Origin of the sequence: Pseudomonas fluorescens (assembly GCF_000730425.1) — a bacterium.
Taxonomy (GTDB): domain Bacteria; phylum Pseudomonadota; class Gammaproteobacteria; order Pseudomonadales; family Pseudomonadaceae; genus Aquipseudomonas; species Aquipseudomonas fluorescens_X.
This window is the reverse complement of sequence record NZ_CP008896.1, coordinates 5580688-5596769: the sequence shown is the minus strand read 5'-3', so window position 1 is coordinate 5596769 and position 16082 is coordinate 5580688. Positions and strand designations below refer to the sequence as shown.

17 protein-coding genes and 1 riboswitch are annotated in these 16082 nt (G+C 63.2%); of the genes, 1 reads left to right on the top strand and 16 read right to left on the bottom strand.

Going from position 1 to position 16082, the window contains the following annotated elements; genetic code table 11:
• Positions 1-39: 39 nt before the first annotated feature.
• The 12 genes from HZ99_RS25110 to cobO all read right to left on the bottom strand — a co-directional run bounded on the left by HZ99_RS25110 (position 40) and on the right by cobO (position 10660).
• Entirely contained in the window at positions 40-1239 is a 1200-nt protein-coding gene (locus HZ99_RS25110) for an MFS transporter (protein ID WP_162473207.1), read from the bottom strand.
• 62 nt (positions 1240-1301) lie between these two features.
• Entirely contained in the window at positions 1302-1706 is a 405-nt protein-coding gene (locus HZ99_RS25105) for a MarR family winged helix-turn-helix transcriptional regulator (protein WP_038446896.1), read from the bottom strand.
• A 42-nt stretch (positions 1707-1748) separates the two neighbouring features.
• Entirely contained in the window at positions 1749-2477 is a 729-nt protein-coding gene (locus HZ99_RS25100; RefSeq protein WP_038446895.1) for an adenosylcobinamide-GDP ribazoletransferase, read from the bottom strand.
• Positions 2478-3053, bottom strand: coding sequence for an alpha-ribazole phosphatase family protein (gene cobC / locus HZ99_RS25095; protein WP_038446893.1), 576 nt, complete (start codon positions 3051-3053; stop codon positions 2478-2480).
• Positions 3050-4105, bottom strand: coding sequence for a nicotinate-nucleotide--dimethylbenzimidazole phosphoribosyltransferase (gene cobT, locus HZ99_RS25090; protein ID WP_038446891.1), 1056 nt, complete (start codon positions 4103-4105; stop codon positions 3050-3052). The genes cobC and cobT overlap by 4 nt, the downstream gene beginning before the upstream one ends.
• Positions 4102-4623, bottom strand: coding sequence for a bifunctional adenosylcobinamide kinase/adenosylcobinamide-phosphate guanylyltransferase (gene cobU, locus HZ99_RS25085; protein WP_038446888.1), 522 nt, complete (start codon positions 4621-4623; stop codon positions 4102-4104). The genes cobT and cobU overlap by 4 nt, the downstream gene beginning before the upstream one ends.
• Before the next feature lie 85 nt (positions 4624-4708).
• A complete protein-coding gene (locus HZ99_RS25080) occupies positions 4709-6160 on the bottom strand; it encodes a cobyric acid synthase (protein ID WP_038446886.1) in 1452 nt (483 codons plus the stop codon).
• A complete protein-coding gene (cobD, locus tag HZ99_RS25075; protein WP_038446884.1) occupies positions 6157-7146 on the bottom strand; it encodes a threonine-phosphate decarboxylase CobD in 990 nt (329 codons plus the stop codon). The genes HZ99_RS25080 and cobD overlap by 4 nt, the downstream gene beginning before the upstream one ends.
• Positions 7139-8047 (bottom strand): adenosylcobinamide-phosphate synthase CbiB, encoded by a 909-nt coding sequence (gene cbiB, locus HZ99_RS25070; RefSeq protein WP_038446882.1) that lies wholly within the window; start codon positions 8045-8047, stop codon positions 7139-7141. Before cbiB ends, cobD begins: the two co-directional genes overlap by 8 nt.
• Positions 8044-8694, bottom strand: a complete 651-nt coding sequence (bluB, locus tag HZ99_RS25065; protein WP_038446879.1) for a 5,6-dimethylbenzimidazole synthase — start codon at positions 8692-8694, stop codon at positions 8044-8046. Before bluB ends, cbiB begins: the two co-directional genes overlap by 4 nt.
• Entirely contained in the window at positions 8691-10052 is a 1362-nt protein-coding gene (locus HZ99_RS25060; RefSeq protein WP_038446877.1) for a cobyrinate a,c-diamide synthase, read from the bottom strand. Before HZ99_RS25060 ends, bluB begins: the two co-directional genes overlap by 4 nt.
• Positions 10049-10660 (bottom strand): cob(I)yrinic acid a,c-diamide adenosyltransferase, encoded by a 612-nt coding sequence (gene cobO, locus HZ99_RS25055; protein WP_038446875.1) that lies wholly within the window; start codon positions 10658-10660, stop codon positions 10049-10051. Before cobO ends, HZ99_RS25060 begins: the two co-directional genes overlap by 4 nt.
• 79 nt (positions 10661-10739) lie before the next feature.
• Positions 10740-10988: riboswitch (cobalamin riboswitch) on the bottom strand.
• A 99-nt stretch (positions 10989-11087) separates the two neighbouring features.
• Here cobO and HZ99_RS25050 point away from each other — a divergent pair.
• Entirely contained in the window at positions 11088-12401 is a 1314-nt protein-coding gene (locus HZ99_RS25050) for a PQQ-dependent sugar dehydrogenase (RefSeq protein ID WP_038446873.1), read from the top strand.
• A gap of 135 nt (positions 12402-12536) precedes the next feature.
• Here the strand turns inward: HZ99_RS25050 and HZ99_RS25045 are convergent, their stop codons facing one another.
• The 4 genes from HZ99_RS25045 to HZ99_RS25030 all read right to left on the bottom strand — a co-directional run bounded on the left by HZ99_RS25045 (position 12537) and on the right by HZ99_RS25030 (position 16057).
• Entirely contained in the window at positions 12537-13076 is a 540-nt protein-coding gene (locus tag HZ99_RS25045) for a C40 family peptidase (RefSeq protein ID WP_038446871.1), read from the bottom strand.
• A gap of 144 nt (positions 13077-13220) precedes the next feature.
• Entirely contained in the window at positions 13221-13850 is a 630-nt protein-coding gene (locus HZ99_RS25040) for a C40 family peptidase (RefSeq protein ID WP_038446869.1), read from the bottom strand.
• Positions 13851-14063: 213 nt separating this feature from the next.
• Entirely contained in the window at positions 14064-14768 is a 705-nt protein-coding gene (gene hda, locus HZ99_RS25035; RefSeq protein WP_038446867.1) for a DnaA regulatory inactivator Hda, read from the bottom strand.
• 215 nt (positions 14769-14983) lie between these two features.
• On the bottom strand, positions 14984-16057 hold the full coding sequence (locus tag HZ99_RS25030) for an AI-2E family transporter (RefSeq protein ID WP_038446865.1): 1074 nt from the start codon (positions 16055-16057) through the stop codon (positions 14984-14986).
• Positions 16058-16082 lie beyond the last annotated feature (25 nt).

The following is a 16082-nucleotide window of genomic DNA, read 5'->3' as shown; positions in this document are numbered from 1 at the left end:
TCAGCAGACCTGCTGCGCCAAACCAGTATCCGATCGAATTCATGCTACCCCCATCTGCGCCTGCAACCTGGCCACAGGCCGCTCACGCACTGGCCAGTTAAGGGCGGCTGCTACCAGGCTCAAGACAATCGCCACCTGCCAGATCAAATCGTAGTTGCCAGTTCGATCATAGACCACGCCCCCCAGCCAGCCGCCGAGGAACGAACCCAATTGATGGAACAGGAACACGATCCCACCCAGCATCGACAGATTTCTCACGCCGAACAAGGTCGCCACCGTACCGTTGGTCAGCGGCACGGTCGACAGCCACAAAAAGCCCATGGCCATGCCGAACAGGTAGGCGCTCATCTGCGTCACCGGCGCCCACAGGAACAACACGATCACCACGGCCCGCAGCAGGTACAACGCGGTGAGCAAACGCGGCTTGGACATCCGCCCGCCGAGCCAGCCGGCAGTGTAGGTGCCGAAGATATTGAACAGGCCGATCAAGGCCAGCACCGTGGTGCCGACAGTCGCCGGCAGATGCTGGTCCACCAGGTACGCCGGCAAGTGCACGCCGATAAACACCACCTGAAATCCGCAGACAAAAAAGCCGAACGCCAGCAACCAGAAGCCAGAATGGGAACAGGCTTCGTGCAGGGCCTCGCGCAGGGTTTGCTGGCCAACCAACGCCGGCAGCGGGCGGTCCTTGACCATCGTCACCAGCGGTACGATCAGTGCCACCAGCAGGCCCAGCACCAGCAAGGCGGCGGACCAGCCCAGCCAGCCAATCAGGCCCAGGGTGCCCGGCAGCATGGCGAACTGGCCGAAAGACCCGGCAGCACTGGCAATGCCCATGGCCATGCTGCGTTTTTCCGGGGCCACCGCACGTCCTACCACGCCGAGAATCACCGAGAACGAGGTGCCGGACAGGCCGATACCGATCAGCAGGCCGGCACTCAGCGACAGCGACCACGCCGAATCGGACAGGCCCATGAGCACCAGGCCCAAGGCATAGAGCACGCCGCCGATCATCACCACTTTAGCCGCGCCAAACCGGTCGGCCAGGGCCCCGGTAAACGGCTGCGCCAGGCCCCAGATCAAGTTTTGCAAGGCGATGGCAAAGGCAAAGGTTTCACGCCCCCAGCCGAACTCGGCACTCATGGGCGCCAGGAACAGGCCAAAGCCATGGCGCACGCCCAGGGAAAGGGCCAGGATCAGCGCACTCCCGACAAGAATCCAGCCACTGGTACGCCACATCGAGGTCATTATTATTCTCCGCTTGCGGGTATATACCCGCTTGTATTCAAACAAGCCCGCGTTTAAGCGAGTTCGTCCAGCAAGGCCAACAAGGTTTCGCGTTTTTGCGCACCCAATTTATCGATCAGTTTCTGCTGCGCCGCCTCCCAGGCGGGCAACGCGGCCGCCAGGCGCTCTTTGCCCATATCGGTCAACATCACCAGGCGATTGCGCAGGTCATCGCCCTCGACCAGCCGCACCAGGCCCTCGCCCTCCAGCACCCGCAGGTTACGCCCCAGGGTGCTGCGGTCCAGGCCCATGGCATCGGCCAGGCTGGAAATACTCGGCTGGTCCAGGCGCTGCAAATTACACAGCAAGGAATACTGAGCGACGTTGATCCCGAAGCCATCGAGGGCGCCGTCGTAGTGCCTGCTGACGCCACGGGCGGCACGACGCAGGTTGGTGCATAAACATTGGGAGGCAAGCATGGAACGTGTATATACCCGCGATTAAGGAAATGCAAGAAAGTGTTACAGGGCCAGGCCGATCAACACCGCCACTTCGAGCAGCTCCAACAAGGCGCCGGCGGTATCGCCGGTCGTGCCGCCCAATCGATTGATCATCACTTGCCGCAAGCCCATGAAACAGAGGGCCGCCAGCAACACCGCAACCCCGCCGCTGATACCGCCAATCAGCACACAAGTCAGGCCACTGAGGATCAGCACCTGTTGCCCGACAATCCGTGGCAAGTGGTCCGCCAGCGCCTGGCCCAATCCCCCGGCGCGCACATAGCGGGTGGTGAGAAACAGTGCCAGCAGCGAGCTGCGACCAATCAATGGGGCGAGGATCAATGCAGCGCCATTTGCTTGCTCGATCAAAGCCACCAGCGCAGCGAACTTCAACAGCAGCACCAAGCCCAGGGTGACCACGGCAATCGGGCCGCTGCGCGGGTCTTTCATGATGGCCAGGGTGCGCTCGCGGTCGCCAAAACCGCCCAGCCATGCATCGGCACTGTCCGCCAGGCCATCCAGGTGCAGGCCGCCACTGAGCAATACCCATGCCGTCAGCAGCAACGCCGCGTGCAACAACAAAGGTGCCCCCATCAACGCCGTGTGCAAGCCCCACAGCAGCAGCCCGAACAGCAGCCCCACCAGCGGATAAAACAGCAGCGAACGCCCCAGCGCCTGGGGTTGTGGCATGCCCGCCAGGCGAATCGGCAGGCTGCTGAGAAACTGCAAGGCAATCCAGAACGGCAACATTCAGGCACCCTCGCTCAATACACCATCAGCCTCGACCCGCAGGCTGAACAAGCCGCCGTGGCCTACCTCGACATTCAACAAGTGTTCACGGGGCAAGCCACGGGCCTGGGCCAGCAGCAAACGCATGACACCACCATGGCTGATCAGCAGCACCCGCTGGCCGGCATACAGCTGATGCAGACGTAGGACCGCACCGCGTACACGCCGGGAAAACGCTTCGACAGGCTCGCCATCCGGCGGCGTAAAGCTATACGGATCAGCCCAGAACAGGCCCAGCGCCTCGGCGTCAGTCTCCATCAACTTCGCTGCGCTCTGCCCTTCCCAGGCGCCGAAATGCAGCTCTTGCAGATCCGGTTCCAGACGCACCGGCAGGTCCAGCCGCGCGCCCAATTCTTCGGCAAACCGCGCGCAGCGCTGCAGCGGCGAGCTGACCAGACGCTCCCACGGCCCACGCGCCAGCACCGCCTCGCGCATCTGCGCCCAGCCCTTGGCAGTCAGCGCATCATCCAGGCTGCCGCGCAAACCACCGCCCAGTTCGGTTTCGCCATGGCGCAGCAGGTCCAGGTGCAAGGTCATGCGGGACGGTCCGCCACGGCCGCTTCAGCGAACGTCGCCATCTGCCCGTGCAGGGCACACGCCAGACGCAACAGTGGCACCGCCAGCGCCGCGCCACTGCCTTCGCCCAGGCGCAGGCCCAGTTCCAACAGCGGCTCGGCTTCCAGGCTTTGCAGCACGTGGCGATGGCCCGGCTCGGCGCCCCGGTGGCCGAACAACAGCCATGGCCGGCAGGACGGGTTCAGGCGCGTGGCGACCAGCGCCGCAACGGTGCAGATAAACCCGTCGACCAGCACCACCACGCCCGCCTGGGCGCAGGCCAGGTACGCCCCCACCAACCCGGCGATCTCCAGGCCACCGAGATTGAACAGCGTCTGCAACGGGTCGCCCCGCTGCCCGCCATGCAATGCCAGGGCGCGCTCGATCACCGCCACTTTATGGCTCACGCCTTGGGCATCGAGGCCGGTGCCGGGACCGGTCAGGTCGCGGACCTGGCAATCGAGCAAGGCACAGGCCAGCGCACTGGCGGCGGTGGTGTTGCCAATGCCCATCTCGCCACCGATGAACAGCTGCGCACCGGCGCTGATCGCCCGCTGTACGCTGTCACGCCCCGCCGCCAGGGCCAGTTGGCCCTGGGCCTCGGTCATGGCCGCGCCCAGCACGAAATTGGCCGTGCCCGGGGCGATATTCAGGTGGCGCACGCCCGGCAGGTCCAGCGATGGCGTAACGGTGCCCAGGTCCAGCACTTCCAGCTGCGCATCCAGTTGACGGGCCAACACGCTGATCGCCGCGCCACCGCTGACAAAGTTATGCAGCATCTGCCCGGTGACTTCCTGGGGATAGGCCGAGACGCCCTCCGCGACCACGCCGTGATCGCCGGCAAAGATCGCGATCCACACCTGCTCGACCGCCGGCTTGACCCGGCCCTGCAAACCGGCCAGTTGCACCGCCAGCGCCTCCAGCTGCCCCAGGGACCCGGCGGGCTTGGTCAGTTGTTGCTGGCGGGCCAAGGCTTGTTCATAGGCCTCGGCGTCCAGCGCCTTGCAGGGGTCCAGCCACCAGGATGGGGTCATAACGCAGTACCTTTCAAAGTCAGGGGCAGGCCTGCAACGCTCAGCACGACCCGCTGACAACGTTCGGCCAAGGCTTGATGCAGCCAACCGGCTTCATCCACATAGCGGCGAGTCAATTCGCCCAGCGGCACGACACCCAGACCGGTCTCGTTGCTGACAAAAATGATTTCCCCCGGCAGCGACGCCAGGCAGTCCAGCAGTTGTTCGCGCTCAACGCCCAGGCGCTGCGGGTCGTCGAGCATCAATAGGTTGGTGAGCCACAAGGTCAGGCAATCCACCAGCAGGCACTGGCCGGGGGCGGCGTGCTCGCGCAGGACCCGGGCCAGCTCGAGCGGTTCTTCGACCAGCCCCCAACTGCTTGGGCGACGCTGGCGATGCAGGGCCACGCGCGCGTTCATTTCACCGTCCAGGGGCTGGCTGGTGGCGATGTAGGTGACGGGCATCGCGCTGTCGCTGGCGAGTTTTTCTGCCAGGCGGCTCTTGCCGGAGCGGGCGCCGCCGAGGATCAGTTGCAACATGGGTCAGGCCTCGAAATGGCGGTGTAATGGGTGCCGTCATCGCCGGCAAGCCGGCTCCTACAGTGACGGTGATCGCCTATGAACTTCAAATACCACACAACTGGCGCAGCAACCGGGTGTCCAGATGCTGCTCCACCAGATCCGCCAGACGCTCGATATCGCGCTCGCGCAGGCCGTGATAATCCACCTCCTGCACCTGCTGCAAACCGGCCCAGCGCAACAAGGCGCTGCACGCCGCGGGCGTTTCGAACAGGCCGTGCAGATACGTGCCGAGGATCTGCCCGTCGTCACTCTGCGCGCCGTCACTGCGGCCATCCTCCAGCAGCACTGCGGGGCGTTCCAGGGCCGTACCCAGGGTCACGCCCGCATGGATCTCATACCCGCTGACCGGCGCCTCTTCCAGCACCAGCCGACCGCGCACGTTGCGCAACTGTTTCTCGGCCTCCAGGGTGGTGCTCAATGCCAGCAGGCCGAGGCCTGCGCTGGAACCCGCCAGCCCTTCCAGGCCCAGCGGGTCGTGGACCTGCTCACCCAGCATCTGCAGGCCACCGCAGATGCCCAGGACCTTGCCGCCATAGCGCAAGTGCCGGGCAATGGCGCCGTCCCAGCCATTGGCGCGCAGGTAGGCCAAGTCGCTGCGTACGCTTTTCGAGCCGGGCAGGATGATCAGGTCTGCGGCGGGGATCACCTGCCCCGGCCCGACAAACTGCAGATCGACCTGGGGATGCAGGCGCAACGGGTCGAAGTCGGTATGGTTGCTGATGCGCGGCAAGACTGGCACCACCACTTTGAGCACCTGCGCCGCCTTGTCGATCTGGCGCTGGTCGATACCATCCTCGGCTTCCAGGTGCAGGTCCATCACATAGGGCAGCACGCCTACCACTGGTTTGCCGGTGCGTGCCTCAAGCCAGTCGAGGCCGGGTTGCAACAGTGCGATATCGCCGCGAAAGCGGTTGATGATAAAGCCCTTGACCCGTGCCTGTTCCGACGGCGCCAGCAATTCCAACGTACCCACCAGGTGGGCGAATACCCCGCCGCGATTGATATCGGCAATCAGCAGTACCGGGCAATCCACCGCTTCGGCGAAACCCATGTTGGCAATGTCGTTGGCCCGCAGGTTGATCTCGGCCGGCGAACCTGCGCCTTCGACCATCACCACGGGGTAGGTCGCACTCAAGCGCGCGTGCGAGGCCAACACTGCACTCATGGCGATCGCCTTGTAGTCGTGATAGGCCACGGCATTCATGCTGGTCACGGCACGGCCATGGATGATCACCTGGGAGCCGGTGTCACTGTTGGGCTTGAGCAACACCGGGTTCATATCGGTGTGCGGCGCCAGGTTGGCGGCCTGGGCCTGCACGGCCTGGGCGCGGCCGATCTCGCCACCGTCTGCCGTGACCGCACTGTTGAGCGCCATGTTCTGTGGTTTGAAAGGCACCACGGGCACGCCCTGGCGCACGACCCAACGGCACAGCGCGGTCACCAGGGTGCTTTTGCCAGCGTCGGAGGTGGTGCCTTGCACCATCAAGGTGGTCATGAGGCTTGCTTCCAGGCCGTCAGGGCTTGTTCAAGGCGCAGCCAATCGGCGTCAGTCCCGGGCAGGCCAAATCGCAGGCTGCTGTCGTGGGCAAACAGGCGCAGCAGGATGCCGCGCTGGGCCATGAATTCATGCAACTGCTCGGCCCGATCGGTGATCAGCCACTGGAATAGCGCGCAGCCGCCTTGCGGGCGCAGGCCATATTGGTCGAGCAGGCTGAACAGGCGCTGGCTCGCGTCTTCGCAGCGCTGACGTTGGTAGGTCTGGCCGGCACTGTCGCGCAGGCAGACCTGGCCCAATTCCCGGGTCGGCCCGCTCACCGCCCACGGGCCAACCTGTTCGGCCAGCAGCTTGAGCAGTTTGCGCTCGGCCAGGACAAACCCCAGGCGCACCCCGGCCAGGCCAAAAAACTTGCCGAACGAACGCAACACAATCAGCCCCACCCGATGGGCCTGGCTCGCCAGGCTCAAGTGCGGGGTGTTGTCCATAAACGCCTCATCCACCACCAGCCAGCCACCGCGCTGGGCCAGCCGCGCATGCCAGGCCAGCAGGCGCTGGGGCGTAAGGCTCAGGCCAGTGGGGTTATTGGGATTGACCACTACCAACACGTCGAGGCTGTCGAGGAAGAAGTCGACTTCCTGATCCAGCACTTCACGCACGATATAACCGGCGCGGCGCCAGGCTTCGGCATGCTCGGCATAGCACGGCGACAACACACCGACCTTGCCCGCCCGGCGCAAGCGCGGCAGCAACTGGATGGCCGCCTGGGAACCTGCCACCGGCAGCACCTGGGGCGTGCCGTAGTAATCGCAGGCCGCCTGCTCCAGGCCGTCATCGGTTTCAGGCAAACGCGCCCAGGCCCGCAGTGGGATGGGCGGGATCGGCCAGGGCCAGGGCGCGAGGCCACTGGACAGGTCCAGCCAATCCTCCTGGGCGATGCCGTACCGCATCGCGGCTTTGCGCAGCCGGCCACCATGTTCAAGCATACAATTGCGCCCCCGCGCACAGGATCAATACCCACAGCCACACGCCGCGCTGCACCAGTTGCCAGCCACGCTCGATGGAATCGGCATCGGCTGGCGACCCTTCGCCAAGGGTCGGACGCTGGTGCACCTCACCGTGGTAAATCGCCGCCCCGCCCAGCTCGACGCCCAGCGCACCAGCCCCCGCCGCCATCACCGGGCCGGCATTCGGACTGTCCCAGGTCGGGCCCTGGCGGCGCCAGCATTTGAGCGCCAGGCGTGTCTTGCCCAGCACGGCGTAGGTCAGCGCGACCAAACGCGCCGGAATGTAATTGAGTACGTCGTCAATTTTTGCCGCCGCCCAGCCAAAGCGTTCAAAGCGTTCGTTGCGATAGCCCCACATGGCATCCAGGGTATTGCTCAGGCGGTACAGCACCACGCCCGGCACCCCGGCCACGGCAAACCAGAACAGCGCGGCAAACACCGCGTCGCTGCCGTTTTCCAGCACCGACTCGGTGGCGGCGCGGGCGACTTCGGTGCTGTCCAGCTCACCGGTCTGACGGCTGACCAGATAACTGACGCGCGTGCGCGCTTCGTCCAGATCACCGCTGCGCAGGGCCTGGGCCACCGGCAACACATGCTCACCCAGGCTGCGCATGCCCAGGGCCAGGTACAACGCGAAGATCTCGATCACCCAGCCAAAGTAAGGCGCCCAGGACAAGGCCGTGGCCAGCAAGGTCAGCGGTATCACGCTAATCAACCATGCGGTCACACCATGGCTGCGCCAGCCGCGCCCTGCAGAGTTGAAACGTTGCTCGATGCGCCCGGCAAAATTGCCGAACGCCACCAGCGGATGCCAGCGCCTGGGCTCGCCCAGCAGCGCATCCAACGCCACTGCAGCGACACTCAGCAAGGCCACACTCATTGACTCACTCCCCAATAATTCTCATACAGCATGTCACTCAGCGGACGCGGTTCGGTCCAGCCTTCGAGTTGCAACATCGGTGCCGGGTAGAACTCCGTCACCGGGCCCAGGCACAGTACGGCCAGCGGCTTGGCGCCGGACGGCAGGCCCAGCAGGTCGGCCAGGTCCCGGGGCTCGAACAGCGACACCCAGCCCATGCCCAGGCCTTCGGCGCGCGATGCCAGCCATAGATTCTGGATCGCGCAGGACAGCGAGGCCAGGTCCATCTCCGGCAGGGTCCGGCGCCCGAAGATATGCCGCTCGCGATCATCCATCAGCGCCGCTACCAAGACTTCGGCGCAATCATTGATACCCTCGACCTTGAGCTTCATAAAATCGTCCGAACGTTCGCCCAGGGCTTGCGCAGTACGGATGCGCTCTGCTTCCACCAACTGTTGGATCTGGCCACGCAGGTTGCGGTCGCTGATGCGGATAAAGCGCCAGGGCTGCATCAGGCCGACGCTGGGGGCCTGATGGGCAGCCTGCAGCAGGCGCTGGAGTAGTTCGGGGGCCACCGTGCCGCCGCTGAAGTGGCGCATGTCGCGGCGTCCAGCGATGGCGCGGTAGATGGCGTCGCGCTCGGCCTGGGGGAAAGCGTTGTCGGTCATGGCCCTATCGCGGGCAAGCCCGCTCCTGCATTTAGAACGCAATCCCCTATAAAGGCGTCCCGCTCGGGCGCAAATAGCGCGGCCACCGCAGCCGGGTTCGACGGAAAATAAAAGTGCACATAGGAGGCCGTCATCCGCCCCTGGCGATACACCGCCTCGGCACCGCGCCCGCCATTGGGGCTCAGGCCACGGGCAATCGGCTGCCATTGCGTGCTGGTCAAGGAATGATGGTAGGTATGGCCGCGCAGCACGCCTTCCGGCAGTTCGACTGCCTGCAGGGCCAAGGCCGCCAGGCGTTTTTGCATGACCGCATCGCCTTGCAACAGCCCCAACAGTTCGGCGCGAGTGCCCTCGACATCGGTCAAGGAATCGAGCAGGTAGAGCATGCCGCCGCATTCGGCCAGCAACGGCTTGCCGGCGGCGTGGTGGGCACGGATCGCCTGCAACATCGCGGTGTTTTGCGACAACGCCTGGTGATGCAACTCCGGGTAGCCACCGGGCAGATAGAGGCTGTCGGCCTCGGGCAGCACACGGTCATGGATCGGCGAGAAGAAATGCAATTGGGCGCCCATCGCCCGCAGCAAGTCGAGGTTGGCGCCATAGGTGAAGGCAAAGGCTTCGTCACGGGCCACGGCAATCCGCACCCCGGCCAACAGCGGCTCGGCCTCGATCACCACGGGTGCAGCGAACTCGACCGGCGGTGGCAGCGCTACCTCGCAACTGCTGGCCAAGGCTGCCGCGGCCGCATCCAGGCGCAGGTCCAGGTCATTCAACTCGCTGGCCTGCACCAGGCCCAGGTGGCGGCTGGGCAATTCGATGCCGGTTTCCCGGGACAGCGCGCCGTACCAGCTCAGGCCTTCGGTCAGGCTGCCTTCGAGCAGTTGGGCGTGGCGCACGGTCCCGACACGGTTGGCCAAGACCCCGGCGAACGGCAGGTCTGCCTGGTAACGCGCCAGCCCCAGCGCCAGGGCGCCAAAGGTCTGGGCCATGGCGGTACCATCGATCACCGCCAGCACGGGTACGCCAAAATGGCGAGCCAGGTCGGCACTCGATGGCGTGCCGTCGAACAGCCCCATCACGCCCTCGATCAGGATCAGGTCCGCCTCCCCCGCCGCTTCCCACAGCAAGCGGCGACTTTCCTGCTCGCCAACCATCCACATGTCCAATTGATAGACCGGCGCACCACTGGCGCGCTCATGGATCATCGGGTCGAGAAAGTCCGGGCCGCACTTGAACACCCGGACCTTGCGCCCCAGGCTGCGGTGCAAGCGGGCCAGGGCGGCGGTGACGGTGGTCTTGCCCTGGCCTGACGCCGGTGCGGCGATCAACACGGCTGGGCAATGGCGCGGCTGGTTCAAAGTTCGATGCCTTTCTGTGCCTTGATACCGGCCTGGAACGCGTGCTTGAGCATGCCCATTTCGGTGACCGTGTCGGCCATTTCAATCAGTTCCGGCCTGGCGCCACGACCGGTGATCAGCACGTGCTGCATCGGCGGACGGGCTTGCAGGTCGCCCAGTACCTGGTCCAGATCGAGATAGCCGTGTTTGAGCGCGATATTCAGCTCATCGAGCACCACCAGGCCAATGGACGGATCCTGCAGCATTTCCCGGGACACTTTCCAGGCCGCTTCGGCGGCGGCGATATCACGCTGGCGGTCCTGGGTTTCCCAGGTAAAACCCTCGCCCATCACGTGGAACCGTACCTGCTCGGGGAAGCGGCGGAAGAACAGCTCCTCACCGGTGCTGTTGCGGCCCTTGATGAACTGCACCACGCCACATTGCAGATCGTGGCCCATGGCCCGGGCGAGCATGCCGAAAGCAGAGCTGCTCTTGCCTTTGCCGTTGCCGGTCAATACCAGCAGCAACCCGCATTCATTGGGTGAATTGGCTATACGCTCATCAATCACCGCTTTTTTGCGCAGCATGCGCGCCAGGTGGCGTTCGTCACGATCAGGGGAATCAGTCATGGCAGCTCTCCGTTGGGGCTGGACAAAAACGGCGGGCAGGAAAAGACAATCTCTATGAAGCCAAGCATCGCCCACCGTGATGCTGTTGGATGAATCAGGCCGGTCTCCGGGCTCATGAATGGCGCCCTGTTGACCAGGGCTGGCCGACGATGCGCCTTCCCATATCGCAGGCGATACAGTGGCAAAAGCAGCGTCTTGACTCATTTACCGTTGCGGGGGCAGCGCCGGGATCGTTGCCTCACTGTAGAAAAGTGCGCGCACTCACCGGCTTCCCTGTTTCACTCGGTCGACGCGTACGCCACAGAGCACCTGAAACAAGCGGCGAAGGTTAGTGGGTTGGGGGTACAGCGTCAATTAAAGCCGGCCACGCACTTGAACCATCGCCGCGCGCCGTCTCTCTATGACTACAGGCCTTGAGGAGAAAAACATGCACAAGACCCGACTCGCCCTACTGATCATGACCGCAGGCGCACTCGCCGCCTGCGGGGAAAGCTCAACCTTGCAGGTCTCCGACGGCACGGGGCCGTCGCCCAAGCTGCCGGAACCGAACAACACCCTGATTCCCACCGTCAACATCGCCCCGGCGATTGGCTGGCCCGACGGCGCCAAGCCCACAGCCGCAGCGGGCACCCAGGTCGGTGCATTCGCCGAAGGCCTGGACCATCCGCGCTGGCTGTATGTATTGCCCAATGGCGATGTGCTGGTGGCCGAGACCAACGCACCGCCCAAGCCGGATGACGCCAAGGGCATTCGCGGCTGGGTCATGGAAAAAGTCATGGGCCGTGCAGGCGCGGGCGTACCCAGCCCGAATCGCATCACCCTGCTGCGCGATGCCGACCATGATGGGATAGCGGAAACCCGCACGGTGTTCCTGGAAAACCTCAACTCGCCATTTGGCATGGCCCTGGTGGGCAACGAGCTGTATGTGGCCGACTCGGACACCTTGCTGCGCTTTCCCTATCAACCGGGAGAAACCGCGATCAAGGCGCCAGGCACCAAGGTCATCGACCTGCCGGGAGGCCCGCTCAACCACCACTGGACGAAAAACGTGGTGGCGAGCAAGGACGGCCGCAAGTTGTATGTGAGCGTGGGTTCCAACAGCAACGTTGGCGAAAATGGCCTGGCAGCCGAACAGGGGCGCGCGGCAATCTGGGAGGTTGACCGGGCCAGCGGTCAACAGCGGATTTTTGCCTCCGGCCTGCGTAACCCCAATGGCATGGCCTGGGAGCCGCAAAGCGGCAAGCTGTGGACCGCGGTCAACGAGCGCGATGAAATCGGCAGCGACTTGGTGCCCGACTACATCACCTCGGTCAAGGATGGCGGTTTCTATGGCTGGCCGTTCAGCTACTACGGCCAACATGTGGATGTGCGGGTCACACCGCAGAATCCGGACCTGGTGGCCAAGGCCATTGTGCCGGACTACGCCGTCGGGCCGCACACTGCGTCCCTGGGCCTGGCCTTTGCCGAAGGCAACACGCTGCCGGCACAATTCGCCCATGGTGCGTTTATCGGCCAGCATGGCTCGTGGAATCGCAAGCCGCACAGTGGTTACAAGGTGATCTTTGTGCCATTTGAGGAGGGCAAGCCCAACGGCGCACCGATGGATGTGCTGACCGGCTTTCTCAACAGTGATGAAAAAGCCATGGGGCGGCCGGTGGGTGTGGTGATCGACCGGCAGGGCGGGTTGTTGGTAGCGGATGATGTGGGGAATAAAGTGTGGCGGGTGTCGGCTGCTAAATAGCAGGACTCGGCAACACCACAAAACCAATGTGGGAGCGGGCTTGCTCGCGATAGCGGTAGATCAGCCCGTGCATCTCTAACTGACTCACCGCTATCGCGAGCAAGCCCGCTCCCACATTTTTGACCGGTGCAGGTCTTAAGGGTTACGCGCCAGGTGCTCGGCCGGCAAGACGCGCTTGGCGCTCAGGTAGGCATTCTGCCAATAGGCCTTGGACAACGTATCAAGCTTCACCGTACCGCCGGTTTGTGGCGCATGCACGAAGCGCCCTTCACCGACATAGATGCCGGCATGGCTGACCTGTGAGCCGCCGCCCGTGGCGAAGAACAGCAGGTCGCCGGTTTGCAGCGCATCCTCACGCACGTCCTGGGCACGCATCACGATCAACTCGCGCGTGGTGCGCGGCAGGGAGATGCCAGCGGCATCGCGGTAGACAAAACCAATCAGGCCACTGCAATCGAACCCCGAGTCCGGCGTATTGCCGCCCCAACGGTAAGGCGTGCCGACCAGGCCCAAGGCGCGAAACAGCACGTCTTCGGCCGCTGGCGAAAAGCTTTGGGCGGCATAGTTGAATACCGGCTTGGGCTTGACGGCCACAGGCGCAGGTGCAGGACGGTTGGCGCAGGCACTGAGCAGTGCGGCGCAAACAAGCAGAATTAGGCGGGCCGAGGTCGACATGGGCAGAACAATCCTGATCTGGATGCGGCTTTCGCTGCCGAACGCTGAAAACCAGACCGCACAAGCAAGCTTGCGCGGTCTGGTTCGCAACAATATCCCAGGATTCTAGCGCTTACACGTCAAACTTCAAGTATCACTTTAACTTTACTTGCGAGCGGTAACGGTAGTCGGGGCCATCGCCAGTGCGCGCTTGGCTTCGATGAAGGTTTTGCTCCAGTAGCTGTCGCCCAGCTTGTCGACCCGCACCCCACCGCTGCGGCGGCTGCTGGAGTGGATGAACTGGTCATCGCCCAGGTAGATACCGGCGTGGCTGACGCGACCACGGCCATTGGTACTGAAGAAAAGCAGATCACCGGGCTTGAGGTTGTTTCGTGCGACCAACGGTGCATCCACGTTGATCATTTCGCGGGTGGAACGCGGCAGGTTCATGCCGGCTTCTTCACGAAACAGATAGCCGATAAAGCCGCTGCAGTCGAAACCGGCTTCAGAGGTCCCACCGAAACGGTAGCGGGTACCGATCAGGGACATGCCGCGTTCAAGGATGCTGTCGGCCAGCAGCGGCAACTGATAAGGCTTGCTGTCGGCGAATTCGGCCAGTTCTTTTTCGGTCGCCACCTCTTCTTCATAAACAGAAGAAGACTGTGCCGGGACGAATTTGGCTTGGTGCTGTTGCTGCGGCTTTTGCTGCTCGGCCACCTGCTGGGGGTGGGTGGCGCAACCAAACAACAGGGTAACGAGTGCGAGAGGCACGAGGGGTGCGAAGCGATTTAGCATGGGCACGACCGTGGCTGATATGTAAAGAAGTCGAGACTATGCCTTCTATGACATCGATTTGCAAATTCAATCGTGATCTATGTGACTTCTTGTTTGACCTATGTCATCTAAGCCCTTAACCCCCATTTAGACCCTTTTGCGTGGCCAGCGCGGCCCAAACGCAGGTTTTCTGACGCCTGGAATTTGCCAGAAACGCCGGTTTCAAAGGGTTGGCTACCAGCCGAGGGTTTCTTTGAGAAAGGGAATGGTGAGCTTGCGCTGGGCCTGCAAGGAGGCCTGGTCGAGCTGTTCAAGCAAATCGAACAGCGCACTCATGCTGCGGGTGCCGCGGGTGAGGATGAAATGCCCGACTTCATCGGTCAGGTGCAAGCCACGGCGCGATGCGCGCAGTTGCAAGGCGCGCAGCTTGTCTTCATCGGACAGCGGGCGCATCTGGAAAATCAGCGCCAGGGTCAGCCGGGACTTGAGGTCCGCCAGCTTGACCGGCAATTCCCGAGGCGAGGTGGATGCGGCAATCAGCAAGCGCCGGCCGCTGTCGCGCAGGCGGTTGAACAGATGGAACAGTGCCTCTTCCCATTCGGCCCGGCCGGCAACCGCTTGCAGGTCATCCAGGCACACCAGCTCGTATTGCTCAAGGTTATCGAGGATGCCGATGCCACGGTCCAGCAACTCGGCCAACGGCAGATACACCGCAGGTTCCCCCATCTGCTCAAAGCGCAGGCAGGCGGCCTGCAACAAGTGGGTACGCCCCACGCCGTCCTTGCCCCAGAGATAGATCAGGCTTTCCGTCCACCCGGCATCGGCTTCGCAGAGCCGCTCGACATAGCCGAGTGCAGCGGCATTGGCGCCTGGGTAGTAATTGATGAAGGTAGCGTCGTCACGCAGACGCACACCTAGGGGCAGCTGAATCGGTTTCATGCTGACTGAACGGCTCCAATCGAACCGTTAGTGGCCTCTGTGAAAAGTTTGCAAAGTTTATACCCGTGACGCCGGGCGCACAATGCAACAGACCACAAGCAAAATCAAAGGTTTGCGTTAACCCATTGGATTTTTTGGAGTTTGTTTGACGCGATGGCTAAATGCCAAGCCCTGCAGGCAACAAACCCGGCCTTGAGCCGGGTTTGTGATGAGCCTTACAACTGAGGGTCATCGGCGCCCGTGTAGACGTCCGAATCCTTGTACACATCATGTATATGACGCACCAGCACCATGATCACCGCCGCCACTGGCAGTGCCAGCAGGATACCGGTAAAGCCGAACAGCTCGCCTCCTGCCAGGATCGCAAAAATCACAGCCACTGGGTGCAGGCCGATGCGGTCGCCCACCAGCAAGGGCGTCAGCACCATGCCTTCCAGCGCCTGGCCGACCATGAACACCGCGACAATCCCCAGCATCGGGTACAAGTCGCCACCAAACTGAAACAGGCCGGCCACCAGCGCCGCGCCAATACCGATGACAAACCCCATGTACGGCACAATCGCCGCCAGGCCGGCAATCATGCCGATCAACAGGCCCAGCTCCAGGCCAATCGCCATTAGCCCGCCAGCATAGATAATCCCCAACGCCACCATCACCAGCAATTGTCCCCGGACAAAGGCGCCCAGCACCTCATGGCACTCCTCGGCCAGGGACACAATGCGCTCCTCACTATCACGGGGCAGCAGGCTGCGGATCTTGGCGAGCATGATGTCCCAGTCACGCAACAGGTAGAACGCCACCACCGGGATCAATACCAGGTTGGTCAACCAGCCGATCAGCGCCAGGCTGGAGGCCGTGGCCTGGCTGAGGATCACTCCGACGATATCGGTGGTCTGGCCCATATGCTCGCTGATCGCGGCCTTGACCTTGTCGAACTTCCAGAAGCCATCGGCCAGGCCGAGCTTGGACTGCGTCCACGGCATGGCCGTGTGTTGCAGCCAGTCGAGCATCTGCGGCGCCAGTTCGTACAGGCGAATCAACTGCTTGGCCAACATCGGCACCAGCACCAGCAACAGCGCCATGACGACCAGGGTAAACAGCGTAAACACCGCCACCACGCCCCAGGTTCGCGACAAGCCGGCCTTTTCCAGGCGATCCACCACTGGATCGAACAGATAGGCCAGCAGCAAGGCGACCAGGAAGGGCGTCAGGATCGAATGCAGCAAGAACACAAAGACGCACAGCAGGACAATCCCGCCAAGCCACACCCAACGACGCGTATCCGCCATAAACCACTCCATCTGTCAGTTGCTT

Bases quoted from the DNA above. Each gene is read 5' to 3' on its own strand.
- HZ99_RS25110 (WP_162473207.1), bottom strand. From the start codon at position 1,239: ATGTGGCGTACCAGTGGCTGGATTCTTGTCGGGAGTGCGCTGATCCTG.
- HZ99_RS25105 (WP_038446896.1), bottom strand. From the start codon at position 1,706: ATGCTTGCCTCCCAATGTTTATGCACCAACCTGCGTCGTGCCGCCCGT.
- HZ99_RS25100 (WP_038446895.1), bottom strand. From the start codon at position 2,477: ATGTTGCCGTTCTGGATTGCCTTGCAGTTTCTCAGCAGCCTGCCGATT.
- cobC (WP_038446893.1), bottom strand. From the start codon at position 3,053: ATGACCTTGCACCTGGACCTGCTGCGCCATGGCGAAACCGAACTGGGC.
- cobT (WP_038446891.1), bottom strand. From the start codon at position 4,105: ATGACCCCATCCTGGTGGCTGGACCCCTGCAAGGCGCTGGACGCCGAG.
- cobU (WP_038446888.1), bottom strand. From the start codon at position 4,623: ATGTTGCAACTGATCCTCGGCGGCGCCCGCTCCGGCAAGAGCCGCCTG.
- HZ99_RS25080 (WP_038446886.1), bottom strand. From the start codon at position 6,160: ATGACCACCTTGATGGTGCAAGGCACCACCTCCGACGCTGGCAAAAGC.
- cobD (WP_038446884.1), bottom strand. From the start codon at position 7,146: ATGCTTGAACATGGTGGCCGGCTGCGCAAAGCCGCGATGCGGTACGGC.
- cbiB (WP_038446882.1), bottom strand. From the start codon at position 8,047: ATGAGTGTGGCCTTGCTGAGTGTCGCTGCAGTGGCGTTGGATGCGCTG.
- bluB (WP_038446879.1), bottom strand. From the start codon at position 8,694: ATGACCGACAACGCTTTCCCCCAGGCCGAGCGCGACGCCATCTACCGC.
- cobO (WP_038446875.1), bottom strand. From the start codon at position 10,660: ATGACTGATTCCCCTGATCGTGACGAACGCCACCTGGCGCGCATGCTG.
- HZ99_RS25050 (WP_038446873.1), top strand. From the start codon at position 11,088: ATGCACAAGACCCGACTCGCCCTACTGATCATGACCGCAGGCGCACTC.
- HZ99_RS25045 (WP_038446871.1), bottom strand. From the start codon at position 13,076: ATGTCGACCTCGGCCCGCCTAATTCTGCTTGTTTGCGCCGCACTGCTC.
- HZ99_RS25040 (WP_038446869.1), bottom strand. From the start codon at position 13,850: ATGCTAAATCGCTTCGCACCCCTCGTGCCTCTCGCACTCGTTACCCTG.
- hda (WP_038446867.1), bottom strand. From the start codon at position 14,768: ATGAAACCGATTCAGCTGCCCCTAGGTGTGCGTCTGCGTGACGACGCT.
- HZ99_RS25030 (WP_038446865.1), bottom strand. From the start codon at position 16,057: ATGGCGGATACGCGTCGTTGGGTGTGGCTTGGCGGGATTGTCCTGCTG.